At 52.1% G+C, this 25914-nt stretch carries 27 protein-coding genes; 12 read left to right on the top strand and 15 right to left on the bottom strand.

The features are described 5' to 3' along the window. Window positions 1–146 precede the first annotated feature (146 nt). Together MKY86_RS08640 and MKY86_RS08635 are read right to left on the bottom strand one after the other, a co-directional pair. Window positions 147–647, bottom strand: coding sequence for a phosphatidylglycerophosphatase A family protein (locus tag MKY86_RS08640; RefSeq protein ID WP_036725608.1), 501 nt, complete (start codon window positions 645–647; stop codon window positions 147–149). Between the two features lie 719 nt (window positions 648–1366). Then, window positions 1367–5101, bottom strand: coding sequence for a DNA polymerase III subunit alpha (locus MKY86_RS08635; RefSeq protein ID WP_076082933.1), 3735 nt, complete (start codon window positions 5099–5101; stop codon window positions 1367–1369). 145 nt (window positions 5102–5246) lie between these two features. Between MKY86_RS08635 and MKY86_RS08630 the strand changes: the two genes are divergently transcribed. The 3 genes from MKY86_RS08630 to MKY86_RS08620 all read left to right on the top strand — a co-directional run bounded on the left by MKY86_RS08630 (window position 5247) and on the right by MKY86_RS08620 (window position 6528). After that, a complete protein-coding gene (locus tag MKY86_RS08630; protein WP_036721610.1) occupies window positions 5247–5567 on the top strand; it encodes a YtrH family sporulation protein in 321 nt (106 codons plus the stop codon). A 51-nt stretch (window positions 5568–5618) separates the two neighbouring features. Next, entirely contained in the window at window positions 5619–6119 is a 501-nt protein-coding gene (locus MKY86_RS08625) for a hypothetical protein (RefSeq protein ID WP_076082937.1), read from the top strand. Between the two features lie 106 nt (window positions 6120–6225). Continuing rightward, window positions 6226–6528 (top strand): YtpI family protein, encoded by a 303-nt coding sequence (locus MKY86_RS08620; RefSeq protein WP_076082940.1) that lies wholly within the window; start codon window positions 6226–6228, stop codon window positions 6526–6528. On the opposite strand, the gene MKY86_RS08615 is transcribed toward MKY86_RS08620, so the two are convergent. The 3 genes from MKY86_RS08615 to MKY86_RS08605 all read right to left on the bottom strand — a co-directional run bounded on the left by MKY86_RS08615 (window position 6501) and on the right by MKY86_RS08605 (window position 8593). After that, window positions 6501–6629, bottom strand: a complete 129-nt coding sequence (locus MKY86_RS08615) for a hypothetical protein (protein ID WP_340826706.1) — start codon at window positions 6627–6629, stop codon at window positions 6501–6503. The two genes, MKY86_RS08620 and MKY86_RS08615, sit on opposite strands and share 28 nt — an antisense overlap. Window positions 6630–6666: 37 nt before the next feature. Then, window positions 6667–8001 (bottom strand): DRTGG domain-containing protein, encoded by a 1335-nt coding sequence (locus MKY86_RS08610; protein WP_076082944.1) that lies wholly within the window; start codon window positions 7999–8001, stop codon window positions 6667–6669. A gap of 307 nt (window positions 8002–8308) precedes the next feature. Beyond that, window positions 8309–8593 (bottom strand): hypothetical protein, encoded by a 285-nt coding sequence (locus MKY86_RS08605; RefSeq protein WP_036721603.1) that lies wholly within the window; start codon window positions 8591–8593, stop codon window positions 8309–8311. A gap of 121 nt (window positions 8594–8714) precedes the next feature. On the opposite strand from MKY86_RS08605, the gene MKY86_RS08600 reads away from it, so the two are divergent. Continuing rightward, window positions 8715–8873: a hypothetical protein gene (locus MKY86_RS08600; protein ID WP_340826705.1), complete on the top strand. Its 159-nt coding sequence runs from the start codon at window positions 8715–8717 to the stop codon at window positions 8871–8873. A gap of 287 nt (window positions 8874–9160) precedes the next feature. Here the strand turns inward: MKY86_RS08600 and MKY86_RS08595 are convergent, their stop codons facing one another. After that, window positions 9161–9502 carry a YlbF family regulator gene (locus tag MKY86_RS08595; RefSeq protein WP_036691219.1) on the bottom strand — a complete coding sequence of 114 codons (342 nt, stop codon included), beginning with the start codon at window positions 9500–9502 and terminating at the stop codon, window positions 9161–9163. Between the two features lie 353 nt (window positions 9503–9855). Between MKY86_RS08595 and MKY86_RS08590 the strand changes: the two genes are divergently transcribed. From MKY86_RS08590 to MKY86_RS08560, 7 genes are all read left to right on the top strand, one after another. After that, a complete protein-coding gene (locus MKY86_RS08590) occupies window positions 9856–11223 on the top strand; it encodes a YheC/YheD family endospore coat-associated protein (protein ID WP_076082948.1) in 1368 nt (455 codons plus the stop codon). Window positions 11224–11233: 10 nt separating this feature from the next. Then, window positions 11234–12412 (top strand): YheC/YheD family endospore coat-associated protein, encoded by a 1179-nt coding sequence (locus tag MKY86_RS08585; protein ID WP_076082951.1) that lies wholly within the window; start codon window positions 11234–11236, stop codon window positions 12410–12412. Beyond that, window positions 12413–13786, top strand: a complete 1374-nt coding sequence (locus tag MKY86_RS08580; protein WP_036721599.1) for a YheC/YheD family endospore coat-associated protein — start codon at window positions 12413–12415, stop codon at window positions 13784–13786. Then, window positions 13783–14895 (top strand): YheC/YheD family endospore coat-associated protein, encoded by a 1113-nt coding sequence (locus MKY86_RS08575; protein WP_076082954.1) that lies wholly within the window; start codon window positions 13783–13785, stop codon window positions 14893–14895. Before MKY86_RS08580 ends, MKY86_RS08575 begins: the two co-directional genes overlap by 4 nt. A gap of 28 nt (window positions 14896–14923) precedes the next feature. Further along, window positions 14924–15442 (top strand): N-acetyltransferase, encoded by a 519-nt coding sequence (locus MKY86_RS08570; RefSeq protein WP_076082957.1) that lies wholly within the window; start codon window positions 14924–14926, stop codon window positions 15440–15442. Continuing rightward, window positions 15424–16554, top strand: coding sequence for a YheC/YheD family endospore coat-associated protein (locus tag MKY86_RS08565; RefSeq protein ID WP_076082960.1), 1131 nt, complete (start codon window positions 15424–15426; stop codon window positions 16552–16554). Before MKY86_RS08570 ends, MKY86_RS08565 begins: the two co-directional genes overlap by 19 nt. A gap of 477 nt (window positions 16555–17031) precedes the next feature. Beyond that, the gene (locus MKY86_RS08560; protein WP_076082963.1) at window positions 17032–17475 is read left to right on the top strand and encodes a DUF6843 domain-containing protein; all 444 of its coding nucleotides are present in this window, start codon (window positions 17032–17034) and stop codon (window positions 17473–17475) included. Here the strand turns inward: MKY86_RS08560 and MKY86_RS08555 are convergent. The 3 genes from MKY86_RS08555 to MKY86_RS08545 all read right to left on the bottom strand — a co-directional run bounded on the left by MKY86_RS08555 (window position 17454) and on the right by MKY86_RS08545 (window position 19850). Continuing rightward, entirely contained in the window at window positions 17454–18278 is an 825-nt protein-coding gene (locus MKY86_RS08555; RefSeq protein ID WP_076082966.1) for a class I SAM-dependent methyltransferase, read from the bottom strand. The two genes, MKY86_RS08560 and MKY86_RS08555, sit on opposite strands and share 22 nt — an antisense overlap. Window positions 18279–18496: 218 nt before the next feature. Further along, window positions 18497–19105, bottom strand: a complete 609-nt coding sequence (locus MKY86_RS08550; protein WP_076082969.1) for a CPBP family intramembrane glutamic endopeptidase — start codon at window positions 19103–19105, stop codon at window positions 18497–18499. Window positions 19106–19121: 16 nt separating this feature from the next. Then, complete coding sequence (locus tag MKY86_RS08545) at window positions 19122–19850, bottom strand: MerR family transcriptional regulator (protein WP_076082972.1); 729 nt, start codon at window positions 19848–19850, stop codon at window positions 19122–19124. A 273-nt stretch (window positions 19851–20123) separates the two neighbouring features. Here MKY86_RS08545 and MKY86_RS08540 point away from each other — a divergent pair, with 273 nt between their 5' ends. Beyond that, window positions 20124–20483: a hypothetical protein gene (locus MKY86_RS08540; protein WP_076082975.1), complete on the top strand. Its 360-nt coding sequence runs from the start codon at window positions 20124–20126 to the stop codon at window positions 20481–20483. Here MKY86_RS08540 and MKY86_RS08535 read toward each other — a convergent pair. The 6 genes from MKY86_RS08535 to MKY86_RS08510 form a co-directional block, all read right to left on the bottom strand. Continuing rightward, window positions 20480–20971, bottom strand: coding sequence for a hypothetical protein (locus tag MKY86_RS08535; protein WP_076082978.1), 492 nt, complete (start codon window positions 20969–20971; stop codon window positions 20480–20482). The two genes, MKY86_RS08540 and MKY86_RS08535, sit on opposite strands and share 4 nt — an antisense overlap. A gap of 473 nt (window positions 20972–21444) precedes the next feature. Continuing rightward, a complete protein-coding gene (locus tag MKY86_RS08530; RefSeq protein WP_076082981.1) occupies window positions 21445–21786 on the bottom strand; it encodes a hypothetical protein in 342 nt (113 codons plus the stop codon). A 280-nt stretch (window positions 21787–22066) separates the two neighbouring features. Then, a complete protein-coding gene (locus tag MKY86_RS08525) occupies window positions 22067–23626 on the bottom strand; it encodes an IS1182 family transposase (RefSeq protein WP_340827783.1) in 1560 nt (519 codons plus the stop codon). A gap of 310 nt (window positions 23627–23936) precedes the next feature. Then, window positions 23937–24437, bottom strand: coding sequence for a hypothetical protein (locus MKY86_RS08520; protein WP_076079010.1), 501 nt, complete (start codon window positions 24435–24437; stop codon window positions 23937–23939). 43 nt (window positions 24438–24480) lie between these two features. After that, complete coding sequence (locus tag MKY86_RS08515) at window positions 24481–25245, bottom strand: hypothetical protein (RefSeq protein ID WP_076079011.1); 765 nt, start codon at window positions 25243–25245, stop codon at window positions 24481–24483. A 40-nt stretch (window positions 25246–25285) separates the two neighbouring features. Then, window positions 25286–25837: a papain-like cysteine protease family protein gene (locus MKY86_RS08510; RefSeq protein ID WP_245368169.1), complete on the bottom strand. Its 552-nt coding sequence runs from the start codon at window positions 25835–25837 to the stop codon at window positions 25286–25288. Window positions 25838–25914: the final 77 nt, after the last annotated feature.

Genomic DNA, 25914 nt, shown 5'->3' with positions numbered 1-25914 from the left:
CCCTGCAAGGCCTCCCTAATCTCGAATCCAGCCGTATCCTGAATATAATGAAATTATGATAACACAGTTTTCTTTTTTCCCGCAAGCAAGCCCGGCAGGAAGGACTCAGGCCCGGGAGGCCGCACACAGCGCATCAGGAGCAGCCGTTATTCGGTCCCGGTCACATGGGGATAGACCTTCGCACCCTCATGCCCGTGGGCGATCCGGGCTGAAGCTGCAGCCGCAATTCCGGCCACAAGATCATCCAGAAATACATGAATGCTCCCCTTATCATCATTCAATTTGCCGATAATTCCAAGCTTTATTTTATCGAGGTAGCCGAAGCTGGTCAGACCGATCATTCCATACACGCTCGTGATGCCCAGCGCCAGAGTCTCGTCCGCCCCATAGAGCGACTCATCTGCTTCCATTACCGCCTGAAACGGCTGGGGCAGCAGCTTCTTCTCGGCCAGCTCATCCAGCGCAATCCCCGTCATGAGCGTATACTGGACCTCTCTTTTGTTCAAGACCGACTTGACACTGCTCAGGCACTCCTCCTGCGTTAAGCTGGGATAATAGACCGATTGCAGGATATAGACGATCTCTGCGATCGAATCCAGTGATACTCCCCGGCGCTCCAGCAGATCCTCCGCCATTTGATAGGACATGATGTCATTCCCCTTCCGCACGGGACAATGCCCCGCTATGATTTAGCTGAACTTGAGAGTGAAGCCTGACAGATTCATAAGTTCACTCTATTGGTTCCCTAATGTATGCGGAAGAGGGGGCAAATGTGCTAAAAAGATCAGTGTTGCCATGCCCCGATTATGGTGCATTGGGTATGCTCAAGTGCATTCTGTACAACTAAATCGTCTGATTTACTGCCGACTATCCATTTAGCTGTAATCGATACAACTAAACTGCCTCTATATGCGGGTTCTCACCTATTCGGGCAGATTTAGTTGTACAGACTACAGTTAGGAGAGGAAAGCCGTCCCTTTCACGGTTTTTAATTGCACATAATACACCTATGTGAATTTTCGCTTTGAACATGCTCCTAGTAGCGCATCAGATTAAAAAAGCGGGTCGGCATGATGAGGCCTGAACGACTAAAAAAGTGAAGGGATTGGGACAAATGTATGCGAAAACAAACATGTCTTTCAAGGCACAACTCCAGCATGAAAATGAGCAGCGTGGCTAAAAAACAGAACATCGTCTGTTTGTATATAATTAACAAATTTTAACATAAAACCAAACGCAATTGGACCGGGTTAGTAGCGTAAGCCAAATGTAATCGAAAAACCGAACACAATTGTAGGTGGTATCGTTGTACTGATTCAATCCATAAATTTAATTCTGACGCTGCACTACGATGGCTTGGCTATTCCTATCTGAGGCGGACGGTTCCGGCACCCAGCATCTCCTCAATGGCTGCGAACAGCTCCTCCGAGGGCTCGATCCGGTAGCTGTCGCTCAGCGCAAGCACCTTCTGGTTGCGCTCATAGAACAGCAGCGTCGCTGCGGGTCCCGGATGGGTCTGCAGCAGCGCCTGGAGGCGCGGCAGCAGACCCTTCAGCTCAGCGCCCGGCGTGATCTTGATGAAGACACGCTGGGCGCCAGGCGCTTGCTCCTGCCCCGTGCGCAGTGGGGCAGAGCTCCCCGGCCGCGCGTCTGACGCGGCCGGGACCTTAGGCGCGGCCTGCGCAGCCGCCGCGGAAGCGCGCGCACCGGGCGGCTGTGCCGCCGGTGTGCGCGTGCCCGGTGCAGCGGCGGCGCCAGCTGCACCGCCGGGCCGGGCGCCGGGGCCACCGGCGCCCGTGCGGGCTGCAGGAGCGGCCGCAGGCGCTCCTGCAGGGGCACTGCGGCCCGCGCCGTAGGCGGGCCGGGACCCGGCGCTGCGGCGCTGCAGCAGGCCGCGCACGCTGTCCGAGGTGAGCGGAGCTACCTCCTCGGCCAGCAGCTTGAAGCCCTCATCCTCCTGCTGCACCTTGGCGCGCAGGGCCAGCAGGGCGCCCTTCTCAATCAGGGCGCGGCTGCGTTTCCACACCTCCGGGAAGAGTACGACCTCGCAGCGCTCAATCTGGTCTTCCCACTCCACAAAAGCCATCGCCTTACCGGCTTTGGTCGTGATCTCCTTCAGCGACACGACCATACCGGCCGTCACGGTCATACTCTCATCCGCTGCTTCGCCAAGATCCATCAGCTTCTGCATTCCCGGCTCCTCCAGCAGCCCCGCATGGTCATCCAGCGGGTGGCCGGAGAGATAGAGCCCGAGCAGCTCACGCTCCAGCTCCAGCTGTTGGGTTCCGCTGAACCTCGGAATATCCGGGTAGCGGATCTCCCAGTTCGGCGTTTCGATCAGGTCATCGAACAGCTGGATCTGCAGCTCATCGCGCTCCTTGCGCCATTTGGCCGCCGCGTCCACCGTCTCATCCAGCATCGCCAGCAGCTGCGCCCGGTGTCCGGGCAGCGCATCGAACGCCCCCGTCTGCAGCAGCGATTCGATCACGCGCTTGTTGCAGACCCGCAGATCGACCCGGCGGCAGAAATCGAGCAGGCTGTCGAACGGCCGCTCCTTGCGGACTGCCATAATGTTCTCTACAGCCTGCGTGCCGACATTCTTCACCGCAGCCAGCCCGAAACGGATATGCCCGCGGCCTTCGCCGGGCACCGGAGTGAACAGCACTCCGCTCTCGTTGACATCCGGCGGCAGTACGCCAATCCCGGACCGGCGGCATTCCAGGACATATTCCGCCACCTTGCGGTGGCTCCCCATCACAGCAGTCAGCATCGCGGCCATGAACTGCACCGGATAATGCGCCTTAAGATAAGCGGTCTGGAAGGCCAGCACCCCGTAAGCAGCCGCATGGGCGCGCGGGAAGCCGTAGTTGGCGAACCGCACGATCATATCATAGACCGCATGGGCATCCGCTTCGCTGTAGCCCTGCTTCAGACTGCCCTCCACGAAGTGGCTGCGCTCCTGATCGAGTGTCTCCCGCTTCTTCTTGGATACTGCACGGCGCAGCAGATCTGCTTCGCCAAGCGAGAAGCCGGCCATCAGGGAGGCAATCTGCATGATCTGCTCCTGGTAGACGATAATGCCGTACGTATCGGCCAGAATCGGCTGCAGATCCGCATGCGGATAGACGACCTCGAACTCCCCGTGCTTGCCCCCGATGAATTTCGGGATGAATTCCATCGGACCCGGACGGTATAGCGCTACCACTGAGACAATATCCTCGAACCCGCTCGGCTTCAGGTCCTTCAGCACCCGCCGTACGCCTGCCGATTCCAGCTGGAATACGCCGGTGGTCTCGCCTGCCCCAAGCATCTCATAGGTTAGCGGATCATGATCCGGGATGAAGCGGAAATCCGGCACGCTCCCGGTCATCTCCTTCACCCATTTCATGCAGCGTTCAATAATCGACAAGGTCCGCAGCCCGAGGAAGTCCATCTTGAGCAGCCCAACGCTCTCCAGATGCTCCATAGAGTACTGGGTCAGCGCCGTGCTCTCATTGCCCGCCTGGAGCGGAACAGCATCGGTTAGCGGCCCCTTGGAGATGACCACGCCAGCCGCATGCGTCGAAGCATGGCGCGGCATGCCCTCCACCTTCATCGCCGTATCCAGCAGCGCTCTGGTCTTCGGATTCGTCTCATACAGCGCCTTCAGCTCAGGTGTACTCTCCAGCGCCCGGGTGATGCTGATGCCGAGCTGGCCCGGAATCAGCTTCGCCGCCTTGTCCACCTCGTTATACGGCAGATTCAGCGCCCGGCCCACATCACGGACAGCAGCCCTGGCCGCCATCGTACCGAAGGTGATGATCTGCGCCACATGCTCCTTACCGTACTTGTCCACCACATAGGCAATAACCTCATCGCGGCGTTCGTCGCTGAAGTCGATATCAATATCGGGCATCGTGATCCGCTCAGGGTTCAGGAAACGCTCGAACAGCAGATTATATTTCAGAGGGTCCACATCGGTAATCTTCAGTGTGTACGCGGTAAGACTTCCTGCAGAGGAACCGCGGCCCGGACCTGTAACAATACCGCTGCGGTGACAAAAAGCGATAAAATCCCACACGATCAGGAAGTAATCGCTGAACCCCATGCTCTCAATGACTCCCAGCTCATAGTCGAGCCGCTTCTCGGCCGTCTCCTTCTGCTCCGGCGACTCCCAGAGCGGAGTATCCGCGTAGCGCTGCGCAAGCCCGCTGCGGCACAGCTCGCGCAGATAAGCAGCGGCATCCAGCCCTTCCGGCAGAGGCGAGAATTCCGGGAGAATATGATGGCCGAACGTCAATTCCAGATTGCACGCTTCAGCGATCCGCTGCGTGTTCTCTATCGCCTGCGGCACATGCGGAAACAGCGCAGCCATCTGCTCTCCGCTTTTGAAGAACAGCTGGTCCGTTCCGATCTTCAGCCGGTCCTCATCGTCTACGGATTTGCCCGTGCCGATGCAGATCAGCACATCCTGGACCTCAGCATCCTCCTTGTCCATATAGTGGACATCATTGGTCACTACAAGCGGAATGTCGAGCTCTTCAGCAAGTGCTATCAGCTGCGGATTCACCCGCTTCTGCTCCGGTATCCCGTGATCCTGCAGCTCCAGATAGAAGTCGCTTCCAAAAATCTCCTTATACCGCAGCGCCGCCTTACGCGCCTCATCCTCCCGGCTGTGCAGCAGATGCTGCGGTACTTCACCGCCCAGGCAGGCACTGAGGCAGATAATGCCTTCGGAATGTGCGGCCAGCGCCTCCATATCAATGCGCGGCTTGTAATGCTGGCCCTCCAGATGGCCGATGGAAATCAGCTTCATCAGATTCTGGTAGCCGGTCATATTCTTCGCCAGCAGAATCAGATGATAGATCGGCTGATCCTTACGGCTCCCCCGCTCACGGCGCGAGCCTGCGGTCAAATAAGCCTCACAGCCGATAATCGGCTTGATTCCCTGCGCCCGGCAGGCTTTATAGAAAGGGATGGCCCCGTACATCACACCATGATCCGTCAGCGCCAGCGATGTCATGCCGTATTCGCCGGCCCGGCGCACGAGATCTGTAATGCGCGCCGCCCCGTCCAGTAAACTGTATTCGCTGTGCACATGCAAATGCACGAATGGGCTCATATTCCCCACTTCCCTTCAGCTCCAAATCAAAACATAAGATGAAACTATTTTATCATATTAGAGGGGGAGCCGCCCATAGAATGGATTAAGAGCATATGGACAGGCAAAAGCCAGGCCGCCGCCTGATCTAAGGAGGGAGCTTTTTATGGATATTTTCTTAAGCAAGGCCGTCCTCGACTTCTTCATCGCGTTCGGCATAGTGCTGGGCGGAGCGATGCTGGGCGGAATTGGAGCCGTCGTCTCTCTTCAACCGCCAACCGATACCATGGTGGAAATCGCAGACCGGATTAAGATATGGGCACTAGCTGCTGCTGTAGGCGGAACCATCGACCCGATGAGGGTCATTGAGAGCAATATGCTGGGAGGCAATCTCTCCCCGGCGATCAAGCAGATTCTCTATCTGGTGTTCGCCTTCCTGGGCGCTCATATGGGCAGTGAGCTGGTCAAGTGGGTCTGCGGCAAGTAGAACCATCACGCCTCCAACCAAATGCCTATAGATCAAGGGGTGAAAAGATACATGCGACTTCCGCCGTTTGACCGCTACCGCCGTTTCTCGCAGATTGCTGCTGTATTTGTCCTCGGGATGATTGTGGGAGCCGCCCTGTACAACGCCATTTATCATATGGGCTATAACATACTCTGGGTCAATAACCAGGCTCTACGGCTGGAGATTGAACAGAACCGGAAAGACATTCTGACGCTCAAAAAATACAACAACACCTCCACCGTCATCCGTGAGATTAAGGTGCGTACCGAGGGCAAGGTCAAGGACAATACGGCGACACTGGACCCGGTGATAGCCAAGGAGGTCCTCAGCAAGCTGTCGGGCGATCTGGAGCCGCTGCGCGGGCGCAGCATGTTCGATATCGATTCCGACGGCAAGCTGGCGCGCCTGCTGCTGGACAGCAAAATCTATCTGGCGCGCGAGAAGGAATACACCGTCAAAATCCGCACCATGCTGGTGATGGAGGGCGTGCTGCAAATCTGGGTGGAAATCAGCCCTTATAAGCGCAGCTGAGGCGCAAATCATGATACAATAGTGGACAAATCACAATCACAGGATACAGAGTGCCCGGCTGAGGCTACGCTGACTGCCCGGTCTTCCACAAAGGAGCTGTCCGTTCATGATTATGTTCATTAAGTATCTGCTGTTTGCCCTGCTCGTTATCTTCATGGTGTGCGCCGCTGCGTACAGCATCTCTTCCCGCAGAACCGCCGACCCGCTCATACAAGGCACTAGGCGTTCAATCATGAATATGCTGCTGGGCGGAATGCTGGTCACGCTTTCATTAATGTCAATGTTCATCTTCCGCGGCTCAACGCTTAACGTGGTCATTGAGGCTGCTTTTCTGCTGCTGGGCCTGTTCAATATCTTCTCGGGACTGCGCAGCTTCAGCTACTACAGCAGGATGCGCAGCGGAAGCTGAGGGTTCAGCCGCCGCCCATACAAATAGACCAGTTGCCCCTCCTGATCGCCTGCAGGACAGCCCTGGTCTATTTTGATATTTTCGCGAAAATCGTTATTCACCCAGCATTACCCGCTCATCGTCAGCCGCTCATCCCCGCTACCCATGGTCAATCGACTGGAGCATCAGAACGGCCTTGGCAACAATGGTATCCATATAGCTGATCTCGATCTCCAGCTTGCAGGTGCGGCGGCTGATCTCCAGCAGCTTCGGCATGACGGTAATGGAATGCTCAATCTGTACCGGACGGATGAAATAGGTGGACATATTGTCCAATACATAGTCGTTCCCGGTGATGTCCTTGGCTGCTTTGAAGGCGGACAGGGTCATCAGGGTGGACAGAACCCCTTCCGAGATCGTCCCCAGATCAGTTGCCATCTGCGGGGTAATGAAGCCATGGAAGAATAGTCTTCCCTCCTCATCCCGCTCGTCCGCGAACCCGTTCCAGATCAGATGATCGAACGTCTCTCCAAGCTGCGGCTGATTACTGGCGTCGCGCAGGCTCTGCAGCACTTCACGCCGGGTGACCGACCCTACCAGCTTACGGTTGCGGTCCACAATGGGCAGAAAATCAATCCCCTCCCACATCATAATCTGCGCCGCCGAAGCCAGCGAGGTCTGGAGTGCAGCGGTGACCGGACTGCGCACCATCGCCTTTTCAATAATTTGCCCTTCGCTGAGATCCTCCACATCACGCCGGCCTACAATTCCGATAACCCGGTTCCACTCATCCGTGACCGGAAACCGCTGCTCGCCGCTGGCCTGCGACAGTTCACGCAGCTCGCCTACAGTGCTGGAGATTTTGAGTGTATTCAGGCGCAGCTTGCCCTCCACAATATCCTCTACCAGCATGATCTTCTTCTTGATCAGCCGGTCAAAGATCGCACGGTTAATCATCGAAGCCACCGTAAACGTATCATGCCTGGACGAAATCACCGGCAGATCCAGCTCATCGGCCAGCGCTTTGACCTCGCGGCTGGTGCCGAAGCCTCCCGTTACAAGCACCCCGGCCCCCTGCTCCAGCGCAAGCGAGTGCACATCATCGCGGTTCCCTACGATCAGCAGACTGTCCGCATCGATGTACCGGATCATGGCATCGACCTTCATCGCACCGATCACATATTTATGAAGATGCTTGTTCAGCCCCTCTGCTCCGCCAAGCACATGCCCCTCGACGATATCCACCACATCCGCGAAGGTAAGCTGTTCGGAAATATTGCGCGGCTTCTTCTCCACCCGGACCGTACCAATCCGTTCCTTGGTAATGACGATCCCCAGGTTCTCCGCTTCCTTCACTGCACGGTAAGCCGTACCTTCGCTGACCCCCATCTCCTTCGCCAGCTTGCGGACGGAGATCTTGGTTCCCACCTTCAGACTCTCAATGTGCTGCAGCAGTTGTTCATGCTTTGTAATATTATCTCCTTGACCTTCCAACTGTTACACCCCCATACCCCGATCTGTACTATTCTGTACCCATTATACATGCTGTCCGCACCGGAGTACAACAGGTTACACTGTATCTTTCAAAAGTTATGACAGCTCTATGACAAGCAACTATAAATGTATGGGAGGTATGCGGAAAGAACGGGCCTTCCCAGGAATGACATCAATGAGTACAGCCGGGAATATATATATAACACCGCGTACCTTACTTCCGGCAGGAGCGGCACGCACAGGTAACCCCCGGTCCGCCGCACAGGCAAACCGGGGGTACTTTTGCACCGTTAGCTTAATCCCGGAACTATGATCTCTGCGACACCCGGCCTTCTTCGTTCCACTGGCCCTGCCACTGTGCAAGCTTGGCCTTGCGGACGGCATCCAGGCGTTTCTGCTTCTCTTCATCCACTCCGATAATAAAATGCAGATGTGAGGCAATAACCAGAAACGCGAAGACACACCAGACAAGACCGAAGCCCAGCACCCAGCCGGAACCATTCTGAAAAGACAGCTTCGGCAGCGCGTATAACAGCATAGCCAGGGCAACCAGCAGATACACGGAATGTTTGAATTTACTTCTTTTTCTCATTGCAGGACCGCTCCTTCGCTCTACAGGATTGTTAGAATGAATCTATATCTCTATTCTATGAACCTGCGGCCTGAAATATGAGACAAGCTGCGTAATTTTTCTGCAGGGCGGTTCTTAATTATTGGCAGATTCTAGCCTGCATGCCTTCCGGCAGAACTTCAACCCGTTCGTCACCAAAATCATCGCGGACTTCTCTGATGACCGCCAGGGTGTGCTAGACCGGTGCCTTGGAATGGCCGCTGCCACTCTGCTCTGTCTGGTAGAGGGCAAGCAGGATTAACAGACTGTAGCCCGCTGTAATGCTGGAACGGCAAACTAAAATCATCCTACCGGATGAATGAGATTACCTGCACGCCAGCACATTGAATGTCGTTTTTCGCATACATTCGGCCCATATGCCGCTGTACCAGCCGATTGTACCCGGTTTTCAGCATACATTCAGCAACCAAGTCACTCCACAACAAAAGGAAACTATAACTGCCTGTATAAAAAGGGTGATTCCAGAGCCGTATGGCCCTGAAATCACCCTTTTTCTGTATCAGAGAATCCCCGATGCGCTGCCGGTGCTTATTGTGCGCCGTACATTTGGGACAGGCTGTCTGTGATGATTTTGTTCACATCTTCTATGACTACACTGAGGCGGCGTTCTGCGTCGAACAGACGGCGGATGCCGAGGTTCAGGTTAAGCACCTCAAAGAGCTTCTCCATCTTCTCCATGTCCTCCTGTGGAGGCATGTCCCCGCTCATCATCCGCTGCTGCAGCTCAATCTGGCTCTGGCGGAAGTTGTCGAGCATCTGCTTGCTCTCCGGATCTGCTTCGATCACCTTCATTGCACTGGTAATATCAGATACCTCACTGCTGTCTTTAATGGCACGCGCCAATTCATGCGCCTTGTCAATCACGTTCATTCTATTTCCTCCTCCAAATAATGTTCGTCTCTGCTTCGCTTCAAAAGCCCCCGCTCATTCAGCAGGCAGCGGATCTATGCCTGTCCAGCAGCCAGCCCGGGGGCTGTACGCGCCCAAATTTGACAGCCGCGCAAGTTCCTCCCGGGAACGCCTACTTCCTTCTGTGCTCCCGCCCTCCGGTCCAGGGTGCGCCTGCCAGCCCCCTGGCTGCCGGCGATATTAATCCGCCCGGCACGGCTTTTTCGGGAATAGGTCAATCACCAAGGGTCAGATGTCTCCATATGATGAATGATATGTAACCCTCAAGATTCATATTGCCGGCACCATGCTTGCCTACCGGAAGGAGATTCACGATGTCTAAGCTAAAGATCCCGGTTCAAACGGTCCACTCGGGCATCCTGCAGGAAAATGCTGTAATGCTAGGCGACAAATCCATGAAGAGGCTCAAAATACCGGCGCACGGAACCATTCAGCTGAACTTCGGCTCTTTCCGGCAGGAGGTTACCGTAATTCCTGTCCCCAAATCCGACAGCCTGCGTGTAAGTGAGGCACTCGGCCGGCGGCTTGGCTTAAGACAGCGCTTGACGCTTAACGCTTCCTACAGCACCGGCAGCCGCATTCTGCGTCTGGGGCCGATGATTGGCGTCCTGGTGAGCCGGGACCATCCCGAACAGCCGGAGCGGGTCTTCGGCCAGATCACCATGTTCTGCCGGGAGCTGACTCATGCCTGCCATGCACAAGGCGCCTATGTCTATTTCTTCACCCCGGAAGCGCTGGAATCACGCACCACTACCATCCAGGGCTGGGTCTACGATGAGGGCTGGCGGAAGCTGAGTCTTCCTGTTGCCGATGTGATCAACAATCGGCTGACCACGCGAAAGGTAGAGAATAAACCTAGCGTACAGCATTTTTTGGCAGATGTAAAATCCCGCTACGGAACTCACTTCTTCAACGAAAAGTTCCTAGACAAGACAGAGGTATTCGAGGCGCTGGCTCTGGACCCCGCCCTGCAGCGGTACTTGCCCGAATCGCATGCCCTGAACGGCTTCGCCATACTCAAAAAAATGTGCAGCAGCTACTCCAGCGTGTTCCTGAAGCCGGTACGCGGCAGCCTGGGCAAGGGCATTCTGCGCATTTCCAAGGAGGAAGGCGGCGGCTACCGGCTGCTGTCCACCACTCCTATGGGCACTCGCAAGCAGAGCTATTCCAGCCTGGCGAAGCTATTTCAGTCCATTGCCCCCAAGATGAAAACCACCCGCTTCCAGATCCAGCAGGGTCTCTCCCTGATGGAGCTTGGACGGCGGCCGGTCGATTTCCGGGCACTGGTACAGAAGAACGGCACCGGCAAATGGGGCGTCACCTCCATCGTGGCCCGGACCGCCGGAAGCAATCATTTCGTCTCCAATCTTGCCCGCGGCGGCACGCTCAGTACGGTCAAGGAAGCCGTCGGCAAAAGCAGTCTTCCGGCCGGTGTCAAAGAGAGCACCCAGATTCAGCTGCCCCGAGCGGCGCTGGCCATTGCAAGAGGGGTTGAGACCTACATTCCCGCCCATTTCGGGGAGCTCGGCATCGACCTTGCACTTGACCAATCCGGCCGGATCTGGCTGCTGGAGGTCAACTCCAAGCCGTCCAAGAACGACAACACACCCCTGAATGATCAGAAAATCAGACCCTCAGTCAAACAAATGATTCTATACTGCCGTTATCTGGCCGGATTATAAGGAGGACATCATGACCACAACAGCAATGGGGTTCCTTGGCATTATGACAGGCCGTCGCCACGGGATTCCTCCCATCGCAGAGCCGGAGTTCTGCAGTCATCTCTGCCGTGCGGCCCCGCTGTATGAGCTGAAGGTCCTTGTTTTTCATCCGGAGGATGTGGCTGCGGACGGCTCCTATGTCCGCGGATATCAATGGCAGAACGGACAATGGGAGCCTGCGCAGGCTCCGCCGCCCGACATTCTTTATAACCGCTGCTTCTACCGGACACCGGAGGAGAAAAGGGCAGCTTCCGCTGCCCTGTCTGTATTGACCCGCTGTCTGCCCTGGTCACGCGGGCTTCCTGATAAATGGGGAGTCTACGAGATTCTGCGGCGCAGCCCCGCTGCCGCCCCCCTGCTGCCGGAAACTGAGTTATACAGCAGCCGCGAAGCGCTTGGCAATATGCTCGCCGGAAGGGAATACGGCGTCTTTCTGAAGCCCCGGACCGGCTCCCACGGCAAGCGCACCCTGCACGCTGTACTGCTCGGCAGAAGCGAAGGCGGCGGAGTGAAGGTGCGGGGCAGAGACCGGGATAACAAACCTTTTCAATATGTTTTCGGTTCGCTGGACGAAGGTCTGGACTGGATCGGCCGCTTCATCGGCCAGCACCGCTATATCATACAACCTTACCTGCATCTCACCGGCAGCGGAGGACAGCCGTTCGATGTACGTGTGCTGATGCAGAAGAACGGCACTGGTGCCTGGACCCTGACCGGCATGGCCGTCCGGCTCGGCACCCGGGGATCACTGACCTCCAATCTGCACGGCGGAGGCACGGCCGTTCCTGCTCTCCCCTTCCTGCTGGACGAATACGGCGCGGCAGGAAGAGACCTGCTGGAGGAGCTGACCCTGGCGTCTGCGCTCCTGCCTCCGCTGCTGGAAGAATCCTGCGGCAGACTCGGAGAGCTGGGCCTGGATTTTGGTATCGATGCCGGAGGAAGAATCTATCTGCTGGAAGCCAATTCCAAGCCAGGGCGCACGGTGTTCCGGCTGACGGGCGACCGCCGGGCTGCTAGACTCGCCGCCGAGAACCCGCTGCGCTATGCGCGCCATCTGCTGCTTAGCTCAAGCAGCCATCACAAGCTGCCTCCCGGGCAGCTCCGTTCACACGGGAGAATGATATCTATGGTTCCAAAGGAGGATTCATAAATGGGTCTCACTTTTTGCAATGTCCATTTCACCAAGCAGCCTGATCGAGTAGTATATGTCTCGGGTGAACTGATGAGAAGCCTGAAATTATCCGGCAAGAAAAATATCCGCCTGCGCCTCGGAAAAGATGCCATCCCGGCCACGATCAAGCCGATCAAGCGTGCCGGCAAGCACCTCTTCCTGGCCTCGGGCGTCAAAAGCGCCATCAAGGTCCCGAAGTCCGGCGGCATCTACCTGCGCAATCTGCAGAATGACGAGGTGCAGCTCGGGCCGCTGGTCGGTGTGCTCTCAGACGGACCCGCTTCTGCTGCGCAGCCCTTCGGCTCCCGCACCGGCTTCATCAAGCAGCTGCTGCGCGAAGGCAGCAACAAATGCTACATCTTCGCCTTCATGCCGCGGGATATCGACTGGCAGCAGGAACAGGTCAACGGATATTTTCTGACGGCAAGCGGCCGCTTCGAGCGCAAGCTGGTGCCCCTGCCGGATGTCGTCTATAACCGCCTGCCCAGCCGCAGAGCTGAGACCTCCCCTTACATCAACCAGCTGCGCGAGCGCTTCGGACGCAAGAAGATTCCGTACTTTAACTGGAGCTTTTTCAACAAATCGGATGTCTACCGGCTGCTGGAGAATGACGGGGCAGCGAACCGCTTCGTGCCTGAAACGCACAGTAACCCCAGCTCTGAACAAATGCGGGATATGCTCGACCGTCACCACTTCGTCTATTATAAACCCTCGGCCGGCAGCCTGGGACACGGCATCTACCGCCTGACCTACCTGCCGAAGAAAGGATATTTCGCCCGGTACCGCCGAAGCGGCAAGAATGTGCTGCTGCGCTTCACCAGCTTCGACAGCCTGATGCGTATGCTGCGGGGACGCCATGGTCAGAGCATGCAGAACTATGTGGTCCAGCAGGGTATCCGCCTTATTGAGATTGACAACTGCCCGATTGATTTCCGCTTCCACATGCACAAGAACGGCAGCAATCAATGGGTCGTCGTCGGAATCGGGGCCAAAAAAGCCGGACGGGGCAGTGTTACCACCCATCTGAAGAACGGCGGAGCGCTATTGACCCCGCAGCAGGCCCTCGGCCGTGTATTCGGGGCCAGATCAGATGAAGTCCTCCAGCGCGCCAAGACCACTGCCGTCAAGCTAGCAGAATCTCTGGAGATCCAGCACCGCCATCTGCTCGGCGAGATCGGGTTCGACCTCGGCATTGACCAGGATGAGGATATCTGGATGTTCGAGGCCAATGCCAAACCGGGACGCTCTATCTTCCGCCACCCCTCCCTGCGCGCTGAGGGCAAAGCTTCCATTGAGCACATCCTGGAGCATTGTCTGTATCTCAGCAAATTCCGCAGGAGGGATGACTTGTGAACAGCCGGATACCCGATCCCAGCAAGCCCGTAATCGCCATTCTGACCACCAGTGACCGGCTTAAGCAGTTCCGCGGTAACCGCAATAACTTTCGCGACATTATCCGTACCGGCAGAGAAATGGGCTATATGGTCTATGTCATCACGGTCCGTGACCTGAAGCTGAATGAACAGACCGTGACCGGCTACGTGCCCTCCGCCAGCGGAAAGCTCTGGTATGCCATTCCTGTTCCGCTGCCGCAGGTCATCTATAACCGGATTCCCAACCGCGAGGAAGAGGAGAAGGCACCGGTCGCGCGCAAAATTGCCGAGTGCCTGGAGCATCCCGAGATCTCGCTGTACAATCCGAGCTTCTTCAATAAATGGAATCTCTTCGAGTGGCTCAAGGAATCCAAGGCCACCTCGAGGCATGTGCCCAAAACCCGCCGCCTGCGCAGCGCGGCGACCCTTACCGCGATGCTTAAGAATCACGAGAGCCTCTATCTCAAGCCGGAGAAGGGCAAGGCGGGCAAAGGCATCATGCGGCTGGGATACCGGCCGGACACTCTCCTTCCCTACCGGCTGCAGATTCAGAGCGGCAAAAAAAACACCACCTACAAAGCAGCGTCTGTCGAAAGGCTATGGGCCCGAATCGGCCGTGAAAAAGGGTCCGCCCGCTATATTGTCCAGCAAGCCATCGTGCTTGCCGGACACCGCGGCCGCCCCTTCGATCTGCGGGTGCTGCTGCAGAAGAACGGCCGGGGTGCCTGGGCGGTAACCGGTATCGGCGCCCGGTTGGCCGGGGCCCGCAGCATCACCACCCATGTTCCGCGCGGCGGCAGCATTGAAGACCCCTCCAGCATGCTGGAGGGAACCTTCGGGCCCGAGCAGGCAGAGGTTATCCTGAAGAATGTCTCTACCACGGCGCTGCTGGTGGCCCGGCAGATTGAGCGGGCTTCATCCAGCATGCTGGGCGAGATGTCGATGGACCTCGGGGTCGATGAAGAAGGCGGAGTATGGTTTTTTGAAGCCAATTCCCGCCCGATGAAGTTCGACGAGCCGGCAATCCGCAAGCTGTCACTCGAACGCATTTTCCAATACGGCAATCATCTATCCCGCCAATCCAAATAATCCATTACCCGTCAAAGGAAGTGACACCATGCAGATATCCTCACTCTACGACAGCAATCCCGTACAGTGGGAATCCAGGCGAAACGGATTGCTTGAGTTCCTGAGGGAGTATGGGGAGCAGCGGATTACACTTCGCGGATGCAGGAGGCTGGCCCGGCTGACACCGGATCAGCTCGCCCTGCCGGGGGTCTCCCTGCTCGTTGCCACGGTGCGGGGTCAGAACGGCCGCCAGCTCGCAGGCGTCAGCTTCGTGTCCGGCTTCGGCAAGGAGGCCTGTGTAGTCGCCGTCCATCCCCTGTACCGGAACAGGCATACGGGCACAGCCCTGCTTGCTGCACAGCTGGAGCGCCTCGGGCAGCTGGAATGCCATGTCGCCTGCGACAATGCAGCCAGCCTCAAGATGTGCTTCAACATCGGCCTTTCCGCTGTTGATCTGGTCACCGGCCCTACAGGCAAGCCCACCCTGCTCTTGCGTTCCCCGGGGAGCGCAGTTGATCCCGCCATTCTCCCGCAAGGAGGTGAACTCCTGTGCCAGAGCCCGTCCTAGGCATCCTCACCCTGTATCTGAACGACGCCAAGCAGCTCGAAGAGAAGAGTGTGTACCGGAGGATGATTATTGAAGGCAGCCGGATTGGATTGGATGTCTTTGTGTTCACCCCGGCAGATGTACATGTCAGCAAGGATCTGATCAATGCCATGGTCTATGATGTCAAAAGCGGAGTATGGTCGCGGAAATGGCGTTCCTTCCCGAATATGATCTATGACCGCTGCCGGATTCAGCGCAGCCAGCGCTTCCAGCAGCTGCTGCGCTTCCGTGCGCGGTACGACCATCTGACCTTCCTGAACCGCCCGCTGCGCAATAAATGGACGGTGCATCAGACCTTCTCCCAGCGGAGCCGCTTCCGGCCCCATATGCCGGAGACGCTGCTCTACCAGTCCTCTGCCGATCTGCACCGGATGCTGAAAGTAAGCCCCGTCGTCTACGTCAAGCCGATTAACGGCACCGGGGGGCGCGGCATCCTGCGGATCGAACGCCAGCGTGAAGGCAAGTCCCTCTTCGATATCCAGGGACGCCGCCAGAGCCGCCAGATCATCGCCCCACGCATGGTATCGCTGAATCGGCTGGAGACCATCGTCCGCCAGTGGTGCATCAGCGGTAAATTCCTCGTCCAGCAGGGCATCCCGCTGCGGCTGCCCAGCGGCCGGTTTCACGATTACCGGATGCTGGTGCAGAAGAACGGCCAGGGCGACTGGGAGTTCACCGGCATGGCCGGCCGGGTCGGTGCCGCCCGCAGCGTCACCTCGAACCTGCATGGCGGCGGGCATGCGATGAAGGCAGAGACGCTGCTGAAGCAGTGGCTCGGCAGCGAAGAGCGGGCTGACAAGGCCATGCGCGCTGCCGAGAAGCTGGGGATCGAGGCTGCCGCCTATCTCGAAGACAGCTTCGGCGCCCTCTGCGAGCTGGCCCTGGATCTCGCCATTGACCGCGAGGGCAAGATCTACGTGCTGGAAGTCAACCCTAAGCCCGCCCGCGAGGTCTTCGCCCGCTCCGGTGACAGCAGCACCTACCGCAAAGCCCTGGTCCGCCCGCTGGAGTACGCGATGTGGGTGTATAAGAATAAGAACACGCCTAGTTCTTCTAAGGTGGTTGAGGAGTAAAGGTTATTATTAATCTATAAACGACAAGCGCCCCTCCGGATATGCGGAGAGGCGCTTGGCTTGGCGTAACGGACTGAGGCGCTCTTATTCGGGAAGGAATTCGTCATTTGGGCGAGTAACGGACTTCAAAGGCCTTATCCTTAGCACTCCGGCTCCGAAACGTCTCATAGAGAGACACTAAGGTCGCCTGAGTCCGTTAAGCTGCAAAAAGTGGCGTTTTCGCGGGGATAAGATCTCTGGTCCGTTATATTTTGAGTTGATAGGGTTTCACAAGCTTATCCATCCTTTTAAATCTGATGCTGTATTAGGTACAAGGTAGCGTTGTGGCATCCTCGTTTTCATTGTATTCTCCTTTGACGAGGTTACTCGTCAACCAATTAAGAACATCTGTTAAATTGATTTTTTTCCTTCACTTATAATTTTCGGGTTCTCCCTATGAATCTTATATATTAATGTTAAATTCCGGAGGTAAAAAAATTGAAAAAGACACTTTCGCTACTAATACCGTTAATTTTGATACTTGCATCCTGCAGCTCGAATAAAAGCAATCTAAATACATATCTTATTCCAAAAAATTATGTGGGTTGGGTACAGATTATTTATAATCAAGAGGGATTTAACGCTATCGAACAGGATAATGGGAGAAACATTTTTACCATTCCTGAATCTGGAGTATTAGAAACATCCACTCCAGATGTTGAATATGGGATATCTTTCGAAGAATTTTATTACTATGATGAACAAAATAAGCAGCAAAAATTAGATGTGGATCAAATGATCCACGGTCACACTTTAGGTGACGGCGAGTCGGTTAGTAGTTCCGGTACAATCGAGGGGCCTACGGTGCAGAGCTTTTTTGTAGGAACAGAAGCTGAGCTTAAAAACACTCCTGATCCTGACTATCCTGTTGAAACTCTTTGATATTGAAATAAAACATTTCGATTGGTGATACGCATTGCTCCCGAACGTTCAAGAGTCCCTTGTAAATAATCGCAGAGTTCATTGAACCTGTCGGTCAGGATATGTAATTGGTCTTCGCTAAAATAGGAGGCCACATATAAAATGAGCGGCGCAGCCGATTGTATGACAATATCATTTTGCAATACGTATTGGGCTGTTACCTTAAAATATTTGCCAAGGATATCCTGGCCATTCTCCAGGTTGAAGTTCTTAACAGCTTCGTTAAAGAAAGACAGTCTGCCGTCAAACTCTAATATGAGCTGCAATAGTTCTCTATAATTGTTCGCGCTTACAGTTGAGGCGTACGCCGTTCCATTAGGAACCAATACGCGGTTGATTTCAGAGAAAATCTTCCTGTGGTCCTGAAAATGGTACAGCAGGTGGTTCGCAATCAAAACCTCAAATGAATGATCCGGCCAAGGCATCTTCTCAGCATCAACGACTTCATAGTGAAACCGATTTAGGGGATCACTGATACTCCCTTTTGCCGTCTCTACCATTCCTCTTGAAGCATCAGTCAAGACAATCTCCGATTTGGATGGTAATTTACTCATATTTTTTTCCCACAACACACCGGTCCCACAACCGATTTCTGCAATCTTCAAACCCTCGGTAAGTCCCAAATGCTCAAATACCCATTCATGCCAATCCCTCTTATGTTCACAATACTGATACAACTGTATTCTTGCATTCAAGCGGTGTTCATTGGAGTACTGGTCTTCAGAAAATTTTTGGACATGCGAAAATAACTCATCCCTGTTCATTAATCTGCACGGCACCTTTCGAGAATAGGATCAAAAAGCGTTCTTTCAAAATCATACCCTCCTTCCGGCAATGAGCATATGAAGTTCCGCATTAATTCACCTGCCCTCTAAATTATAAATGTGTTTCTTTTATGTAATGGATTATTTAATCTCTAACCCTACTAAACATCCTTTTATTGTAATCAAAGGGAATTTGAAGAGGAGAATGAATGGTAAACCTAATAGCTTCTTTTTATAAAATAAATCCCTATTCCAAGATTGTAAATCGCATGCACAAGGATGGCAGGAATCAAGGAACCCGTATAATAAAACAATAAAGCACAGACCAGCCCATTAATAAATACGATCGCGTAGGCTACATAAACACCTTTATATTGCGGTACATGTATGATCCAGAATAGAAAGGAGCTTATAAGAATTACGACCCCGTCGATGATCGGGCTATAACCAATAAACAACCCTATTAATACACCCCTGAAGAAAAACTCTTCAAAAAAGCTTCCCCCCAGTGAACTAACGGCAATACCGCTTGGAGTCCTTATGATTGTATTTATCATTTCTGCGCCTCCTGATTGAGGAAGCTCTGTGTTTGTTTTTATGATGAGACCTATGCTAATTAATACTATAGTCGTACCGACGATCAAGCCCAGTAAGGTGACTGAAAGATAAGAGAACTCATCCGGGACAAACAGCGAAACCATAAAGGGCATGATCTCTCCCCACCTAAAAATCCCAATAAGGATCAGACCCAATATTAAAAATGGTGTTAATCCCAGCAAGATTTGCAGCAATAGCTTATAATGCTGTCTCGAACTTAACGAACTCATACCTAAAGTCCCCCCTTTATTCATTACCCTTTTTATAAAACACTTGGATCGCTTGTCCTGCAAACTCCACCACATCAACAGACAATAAGCTTTTATAGATGTCCAGCTTTTGTTCCAGGTACTGATTTGAATTTGACAGCTTATCTATAGATACAGGTACCCTTTCTAACAGTCCTTTTAATTCTCTCTGTACTTCGTGACTTTCGGGGGTTAGTTCATTTTGGATTGCTGCTCGGAAGAAAGATAACAGTCTCCTATTCAACCTATCTAATTCGGATTGTTGAGCTTTACCTTTTGGTATTATAGTATCTACCGTGTTTGCAGAGAAATATTGATTTAATATCACTCTTTGATCTTCTTCTAACCGGATAGCATTCATAAGTAACATAAGATCTTCAGTAGTTAAGTCACCGGCCTCATGGATTAGATTCTTGATTCTGGTTATCATATCGAGAGACTCGTTTATTCTATCTCTCTTATCGAGAAGCATTGCTTCTTGAACCTCTAACATGTCGCTAAAAGAATACTCCGGCTCTTCAAGCCTTTGTTTAATTTCGTCTAAAGGCAGGTTCAAGCTTTTGAGCAGCTGGATATTGTAGAATCTCTTCAATTCATCCCTGGTATATATTTTCTGATTGAATTCATTTCGCTTACCCGGAACAAGCAGCTCAAGTTGCTCATAATGTCTAAGTGTCCTAATCGTTGTATTGACAGCGCTGGCGAATTTCCCTATTGTAAGCTCCAACGAATACCCTCCTTTGCTTTTCTCTAATAAGACCTCTTATGATGTCTATAGTAGACTGTGACGTTACGTCCTTCGCAAGTCCATCTTTCGGGAATGTTCGTTCAAGCAGGTTAATGGGAAAAACACACAACAAAAAATAGATGTCGATCAAATGATCCACGGTCACCCTGTAGGCGACGGCGAGTCGGTTAATAGTCTGAGTTATCCCGATGAGCTTATGAAATAAAAACTCGCATGAATTATAAATTCAGAAGCAACGAAAGGATAGTGTACATGGAAAATGTATCTAATGCAGATCAATTGGAATCCATAACCTCTATGCAATCCACAGTCAAAAAACTTGAGAGCGCTTTGTCCCAAATGACTCAAAGTGGCGCCAATACTACCCTGGTAACCAAACGGCTCCATGCTGTATCCATCGGCTTAGCAGTTCTGGAAAATGTCTGGAATCAAAAGCCTCATTCATATACACATGAAGATTTAGCAGAGGCCGGCAAGGTTCTCACTGGTTTAACCCCTTCCGTGGAGAACAGTTATGCCAAGTCAAAGGCGGGCAGTCCACAAAGAACGCTTTTGGAGCGGAGAATTAAGGCTTTGAGGCTGGCTGTTCAAGCGATTGAGGGAATATCTTAATAGAGATTTAACTCTCCTACGAACTTATTTACTTTTGATGCAAAAGAATCCCAGCTTGTATCATACCCTACACCATAATTCCACCCGTTAGAACGCAGCTTTTGAGCTAAATGGATGTAATCAGCACGTTGCTTATCGTTTAGGCTAACATCAAAAGTACCATCACCAACCTTGTACTCATTCATGTAATCGTACAATTTCATAAGAATATCTTCTTTATCCTTATCTCTTTCCATACCACTGTGTAAGATAATTGAATCGATGGCATTATCTAGTTTCTGTGTAACAAGCGTTTCATTTTTCCATTGATTATCTTGTTGATACTGTATAGTTTCTTCAAGTTGAACTAGATCTCGTTGAATATAAGCATTCAATATTTCATATTTTAAATCTTCATTTCTGTTGACTCGTATACGATCCATAAATAATGCAGCATTTCCGAATAGAGAAACTAATAAAATTACTAAAATCCAGTTTTTCTTCTTCATATTTTCTCCAACCCCTCCTGATGGCAAGATAAAAACCAACAACAGTCTTGAACTAAAAAGTCCCAGACTGCCGTTGATTTATCGGATTTTATTATTCTTCTACACCTGTAGGCAGGTTTTTAACTGTTGCATGTGGCTTCGTGTACATTTTAGTTTCCGTGAAATGTATTGGCGAAGAATTTGATCAGGAATGATAACGGATATAAATTGGGGGAAGGACCCTTGTTCTCTTCATCCGGTGCTTCTCTTCGTCTGGCAGTACGTATGATCCAACGCTGTTGCTGCTCGGTTGCGACAGTCTGACAGCCACATACCAAGTGGAGCCCGCTGCAGCAATGTCATAATCCCAGTGAATCTCCCGTACAGAAAAATGGGCAAATGGTTATGATACTAAGGAATAGATAAGTGCGATTGAGAACGCCAATTGAACCTAAGTCATAAAAATGCTCCAGCCAGGTTCAACTCCGCATGAGTCATATCGGATTAACACATAGCAGCACATCCTGCTCCTCACCCTTTTGATCCACAATAGAAATTTGCTCAGGCGGATTTTCCAGACTTTTCCCCCTAACTAACAACTGTCCTTCCCCTTCGATCTCGTACTTTCTGATATACACTCCTGAACCGATATCCTCATACGGATACTTGTCAAAATCGCTCCAATTCAGTGCGGCTCCCTTGTCCACTAAGCTCTCTAATTCATTTAACGAAATATAGCCGCTCGTTCCTGGCTCCTTATGACTTTGGCAGGCTGTACATAAGATCAAGACAAATAACAATATCATTGGAAGCTTGAGGCATTTGGATAGTGTCATACAATCCCTCCAGGTTCTTATCATTCCACTGGTAATCTTAGGGATAATTATATCGTAATTTAAACAAGGAAGTCATAAAAACCGCCATATTAAATTCACTCCGGCCTTGAGTAAAACTTTTTAATCAAATGATTTCTATACAATTCAAGAGATTGCTGAGGTGGAACTCGTTAATACATTAACTTAAAAGGGGCTGTCCCAAAAGTAGATACTCTACTGGTGGGGAAAAATCCCATGCCTTCTTAAAAGATGAATTTGTAAGAAAGGGAGCGATTCTCCGTTATTGGAGGATCGCTCCCTTGCGTTTCTGGTCATTCGCTGCTTGCTTCAGCAGGTTGTGAGCAAGCGAAAGCCAACCGACCTCTAGCGTCACTTTTTCCATGCCGCGAAGCAGAAAGCGCCGGAAGCCCCGGTTATTCTTTAATTGTCCAAATACACTTTCCGGCTCCGTCATTCGACGTACGGCCAATAGATAGCCTTCCTCGCTTCGGAGGATTTCTTTCGCCTGTTTCTGGTATCTAAGCCGCTCCAAACTGACTGCGATTTCCCGGTTTCCGCTTCCCTTCGTGCAGTTTTCTTTTAGCGGACAACCTCCGCAGCTTTGACTTTGGTAATGACGCTTCTTAATTTCGTATCCACTCTCTGTGGTTTCCTTGCTCTCTCGTTGGAAATACAGCGGGTGTCCAGCTAAACACGTCCAGCGATCCTCGGATCCGTCGTAGGTCCAGTTCTCGATTTTTCCGACGTCGGCTTTCCAGGCTTTGCTCTTTTCTTTGTGGTAGGTGCTGTATTTCACGACGGCCTGTATCCCGCTCTTTTCCAGATAGGCGTAGTTTTCTTCACTTCCATAGCCGGCATCTGCAATGACCGTCTTTGGAAGTTTTCCGAGGAATTGCTTTGTTTTTGCCAGATGTGGTTCTAAACAGCGGGGGTCACCCGGTCTTTGATGGAGACTGTAGGCCACAATAAACTGGTTTTCGGTCCCAATCTGTAGATTATAACCTGGCTTCAGTTGGCCATTTTGCATGTGATCTTCTTTCATCCGCATAAACGTTGCCTCTGGGTCGGTCTTGCTGAAACTGTTCCGGTCCCCAAGCAGCTTTTGATATTGTTCGTACTTCTGCAGTCGAGGGAGCAAATCCTTACGCAACGTCCGAACCGTCTTGTTTAGGGGCTTGTCTTTCGGTTTTTCGGCAAGCTGAGCTTCAAGCTTTTGCACGGCTTGTTCGAGTTTCTCACTGTCCATTTCCGAACCCGTGCTGAGTTCAGCCAGATCTTTGCCCTGGTTCTCTTGTTCTTCCTGCTCTTCCGCTGCTTCAATGTCAGCGAATAGGGCCTGCACCTTATCTTGCAGTTTCGCTTTGTGTTTGCTGACCGCTTTGCTCCAGACAAAGGTGTAGCGATTGGCATTCGCCTCGATCTTAGTTCCGTCCACAAAATAATGCTCCAGAGACACGTATTTTTCGTTAGCCAGAAACTGAAGCACGGCGGTAAATACCGTTTCGAGGACATTTCTCATCCGCTGGGAACGGAAGCGATTCAGCGTGCGGAAGTCGGGTCGCTGCCGTCCGGCCAGCCACATGAAGGGAATGTTCTCCCGGACCGCTTTGGCGATTTGGCGAGACGAATAGATTCGCTGAGTGTAAGCGTAGATGATGACTTTGGTGAGCATTTTAGGATGGTAGCTGTCACGGCCGCCGCCGGGATAGGCCGCGTCAAAAATGGCGTTGTCCAGCCGATTGACGGCGGCATTCACGACGCGAACGAGGTGATTTTTCGGGATATCTTCTTCCAGATCCATTGGCAAGCAAAGTTGGTCCATGGTATATTGAATGTACAAAGAAACCTCTCCTTTGAAATGGTTGTGTGGTAACTCCATTTTAACAAAAGAGAGGTTTCTTTTTTTGAAGAAACTTTTCCCACTTAAACAGCGGAGAGGACGGAACGATTGTGTAAAAGCGGCAGCGGTCGCCTTGGTCTCCGGATTTTCACCGCTAAGGGGAATGAAAAAAATCTGGAGACCACAGCGATTGGAACAACGGTCCGTTCGCGCAGCGTCCACCCAAGTGCTCACGTTGATCCTACTACAAAATAAAGAGCTATCCCAAGCAGCCATTTCATGGCTTTTGGGACAGCCCCTTTTACTATCTTCACTTCACTTCAGTCCCATAGCTCTCCTTCCAATGCTCCAGCCACTGCGAATAATCCAGCCCTTTGATCTCCTTCAGCGTCTTCCCTTCGATGGAGTACTCTCCGCCGGCCACGATGAGATTCTTGATTATGCTTAGCGGACCCGAGGTTCCGCCTATGACCTCATGATCTGCAAGCATGACATTTACGGCAATCCTGTATTCGTCCGGGGGATATTGCTGTTCCAGGGGATGATTCTCTACGAGGAATCGGTAAGTTATGATTTTTTTGCCGAAATAGGCATCAGGTTCTTGCTTCTGCACCGACCAGAGCTGCATGTAATCCAGATTCTCAAGCATGGTCTGATCCAATGTGTATTGGGCAACTTCTCCTGCAGGGTCAACGATCCTGTAACCAAGAGTCTCAACATATCTGGCGGCGATTTGCTCGTCAGTCTCACCTTCGGCGGCGCCCCCCTTGTTGCTGCATCCCATTATGGCCAGCAGTGCCAGGCTAAGCATTAGGAATAATCCTATGAGCCGGTTCATTCGTTTCGTCCCAATCTCATTGCAATACGTCTGAGGCTCTTCTTCTCTGGACAGCGGAGATTACAAGCGGGACAGCAAAGACAAGAGATAGTCCGAACAGGACGATAGCTGTAATTAAAGAGTTATGCCCTCCGTCAGAAGAAGCGGCATGATGGCCACCACCCACCAGGATTGCCCCTTCATTGGAATTGCGGTTCATAGAATTCAAGGCATCTGCCGATTCGCTAACCGCATCCCTAACCTCTGAAGGACTGATATTCTGCTCATTCGTTAAATCAATATAGGTCTCGTTAACCTCATTGTTTATATAGAGATAATCCAGCTCGTAGCGTTTGTCGTCAATAAGCTCTACAGTGCCCTTTCCGGCATACTCTGCTTCCAGCCGCTTCACGGTGTTGTCAAAATCATTATGATTACTGATGTTATAGATGGTCCATGCCCCTGACTCCAGTGTAGCTTCGATCACTCCAACCTGGGCCTCTTCCAGATAAAGAGGAAATTTATAACCTGCCATTTCATGTGAAATGAAGTTGTCATGGACATTCAACTGGTAATAGGGGATTCCTTCCCCCAGAGTGGCCTCATGAAAGCTTGTTTTGCCCGTACCATGAAAGTTATCCTTCTGGGCTTCAAGGCTATCCGCATAATACTCTTTATATTCCTGCTCAATGGCCCCTTTGATCTCTGCCCCAGCCTTCTCAAGACCAGCATCGGCATATGCCGCATTTCCAACCAGTGATAGAGCCAGGACAGCGGTTAATAGCAACGCACGAATTTTCAAAAAAAGCCCTCCAATTGTTGTTTGTATTAGATCATTAATTTCAATTAATATTGTTTACTGTATTAACCCACTTATAAGTGGAATTGCTCTTGAACGTAGAATAGCCTTGAACGTTGCTCGAACCATCTGCCGGATCAATATAATATAAGTTCTGAATATTGTTAGTGGTGTTGTAGTAATACCCTTTAACTACAAAGGCATGGCCAATACTCGAGCCAGCCTTGCTCGTGAACGCAAGAACATTGGAGTAATTATCTATATTGCTGACTAAACTATTGTACGACGGCACACTTAGTGATGCAGATGAGCTTACGCCATAGGCGGCAAGTCCTGCCTGGGCATCGTAGACCGTCCCGGCCGTGTCCATGTATATGCCCTTTGCAGCCTTCACTATATTTTGCTGGGTGGCGCTGGATTTCCCCAGATATTGTCCAGCCATGCTGGATACAGCCGCCCAGCACAGATAGCTTCCCTGTTGTACTTGGGAGGTTACGTCATGAATACGGGCTCCAGAAGCGGCGTATACGCTGCCTGCAAATAGAGAAGCGGAGATTATCGAACTAAACAGAATTGACAGCGATTTCAATTTCATTTTTTTCACTTTTTCAAATCCCTCTTGGAGTATTGATCTATCGGCCGACAGAACTGTAGATAATACTATCATAAAAT

It is taken from the genome of Paenibacillus sp. FSL R7-0333, assembly GCF_038000365.1.
Taxonomy (GTDB): Bacteria; Bacillota; Bacilli; order Paenibacillales; family Paenibacillaceae; genus Paenibacillus_AQ; species Paenibacillus_AQ silagei.
Note: the sequence above shows the minus strand (reverse complement) of the source record. Positions and strands in the feature narration are given on the sequence as shown.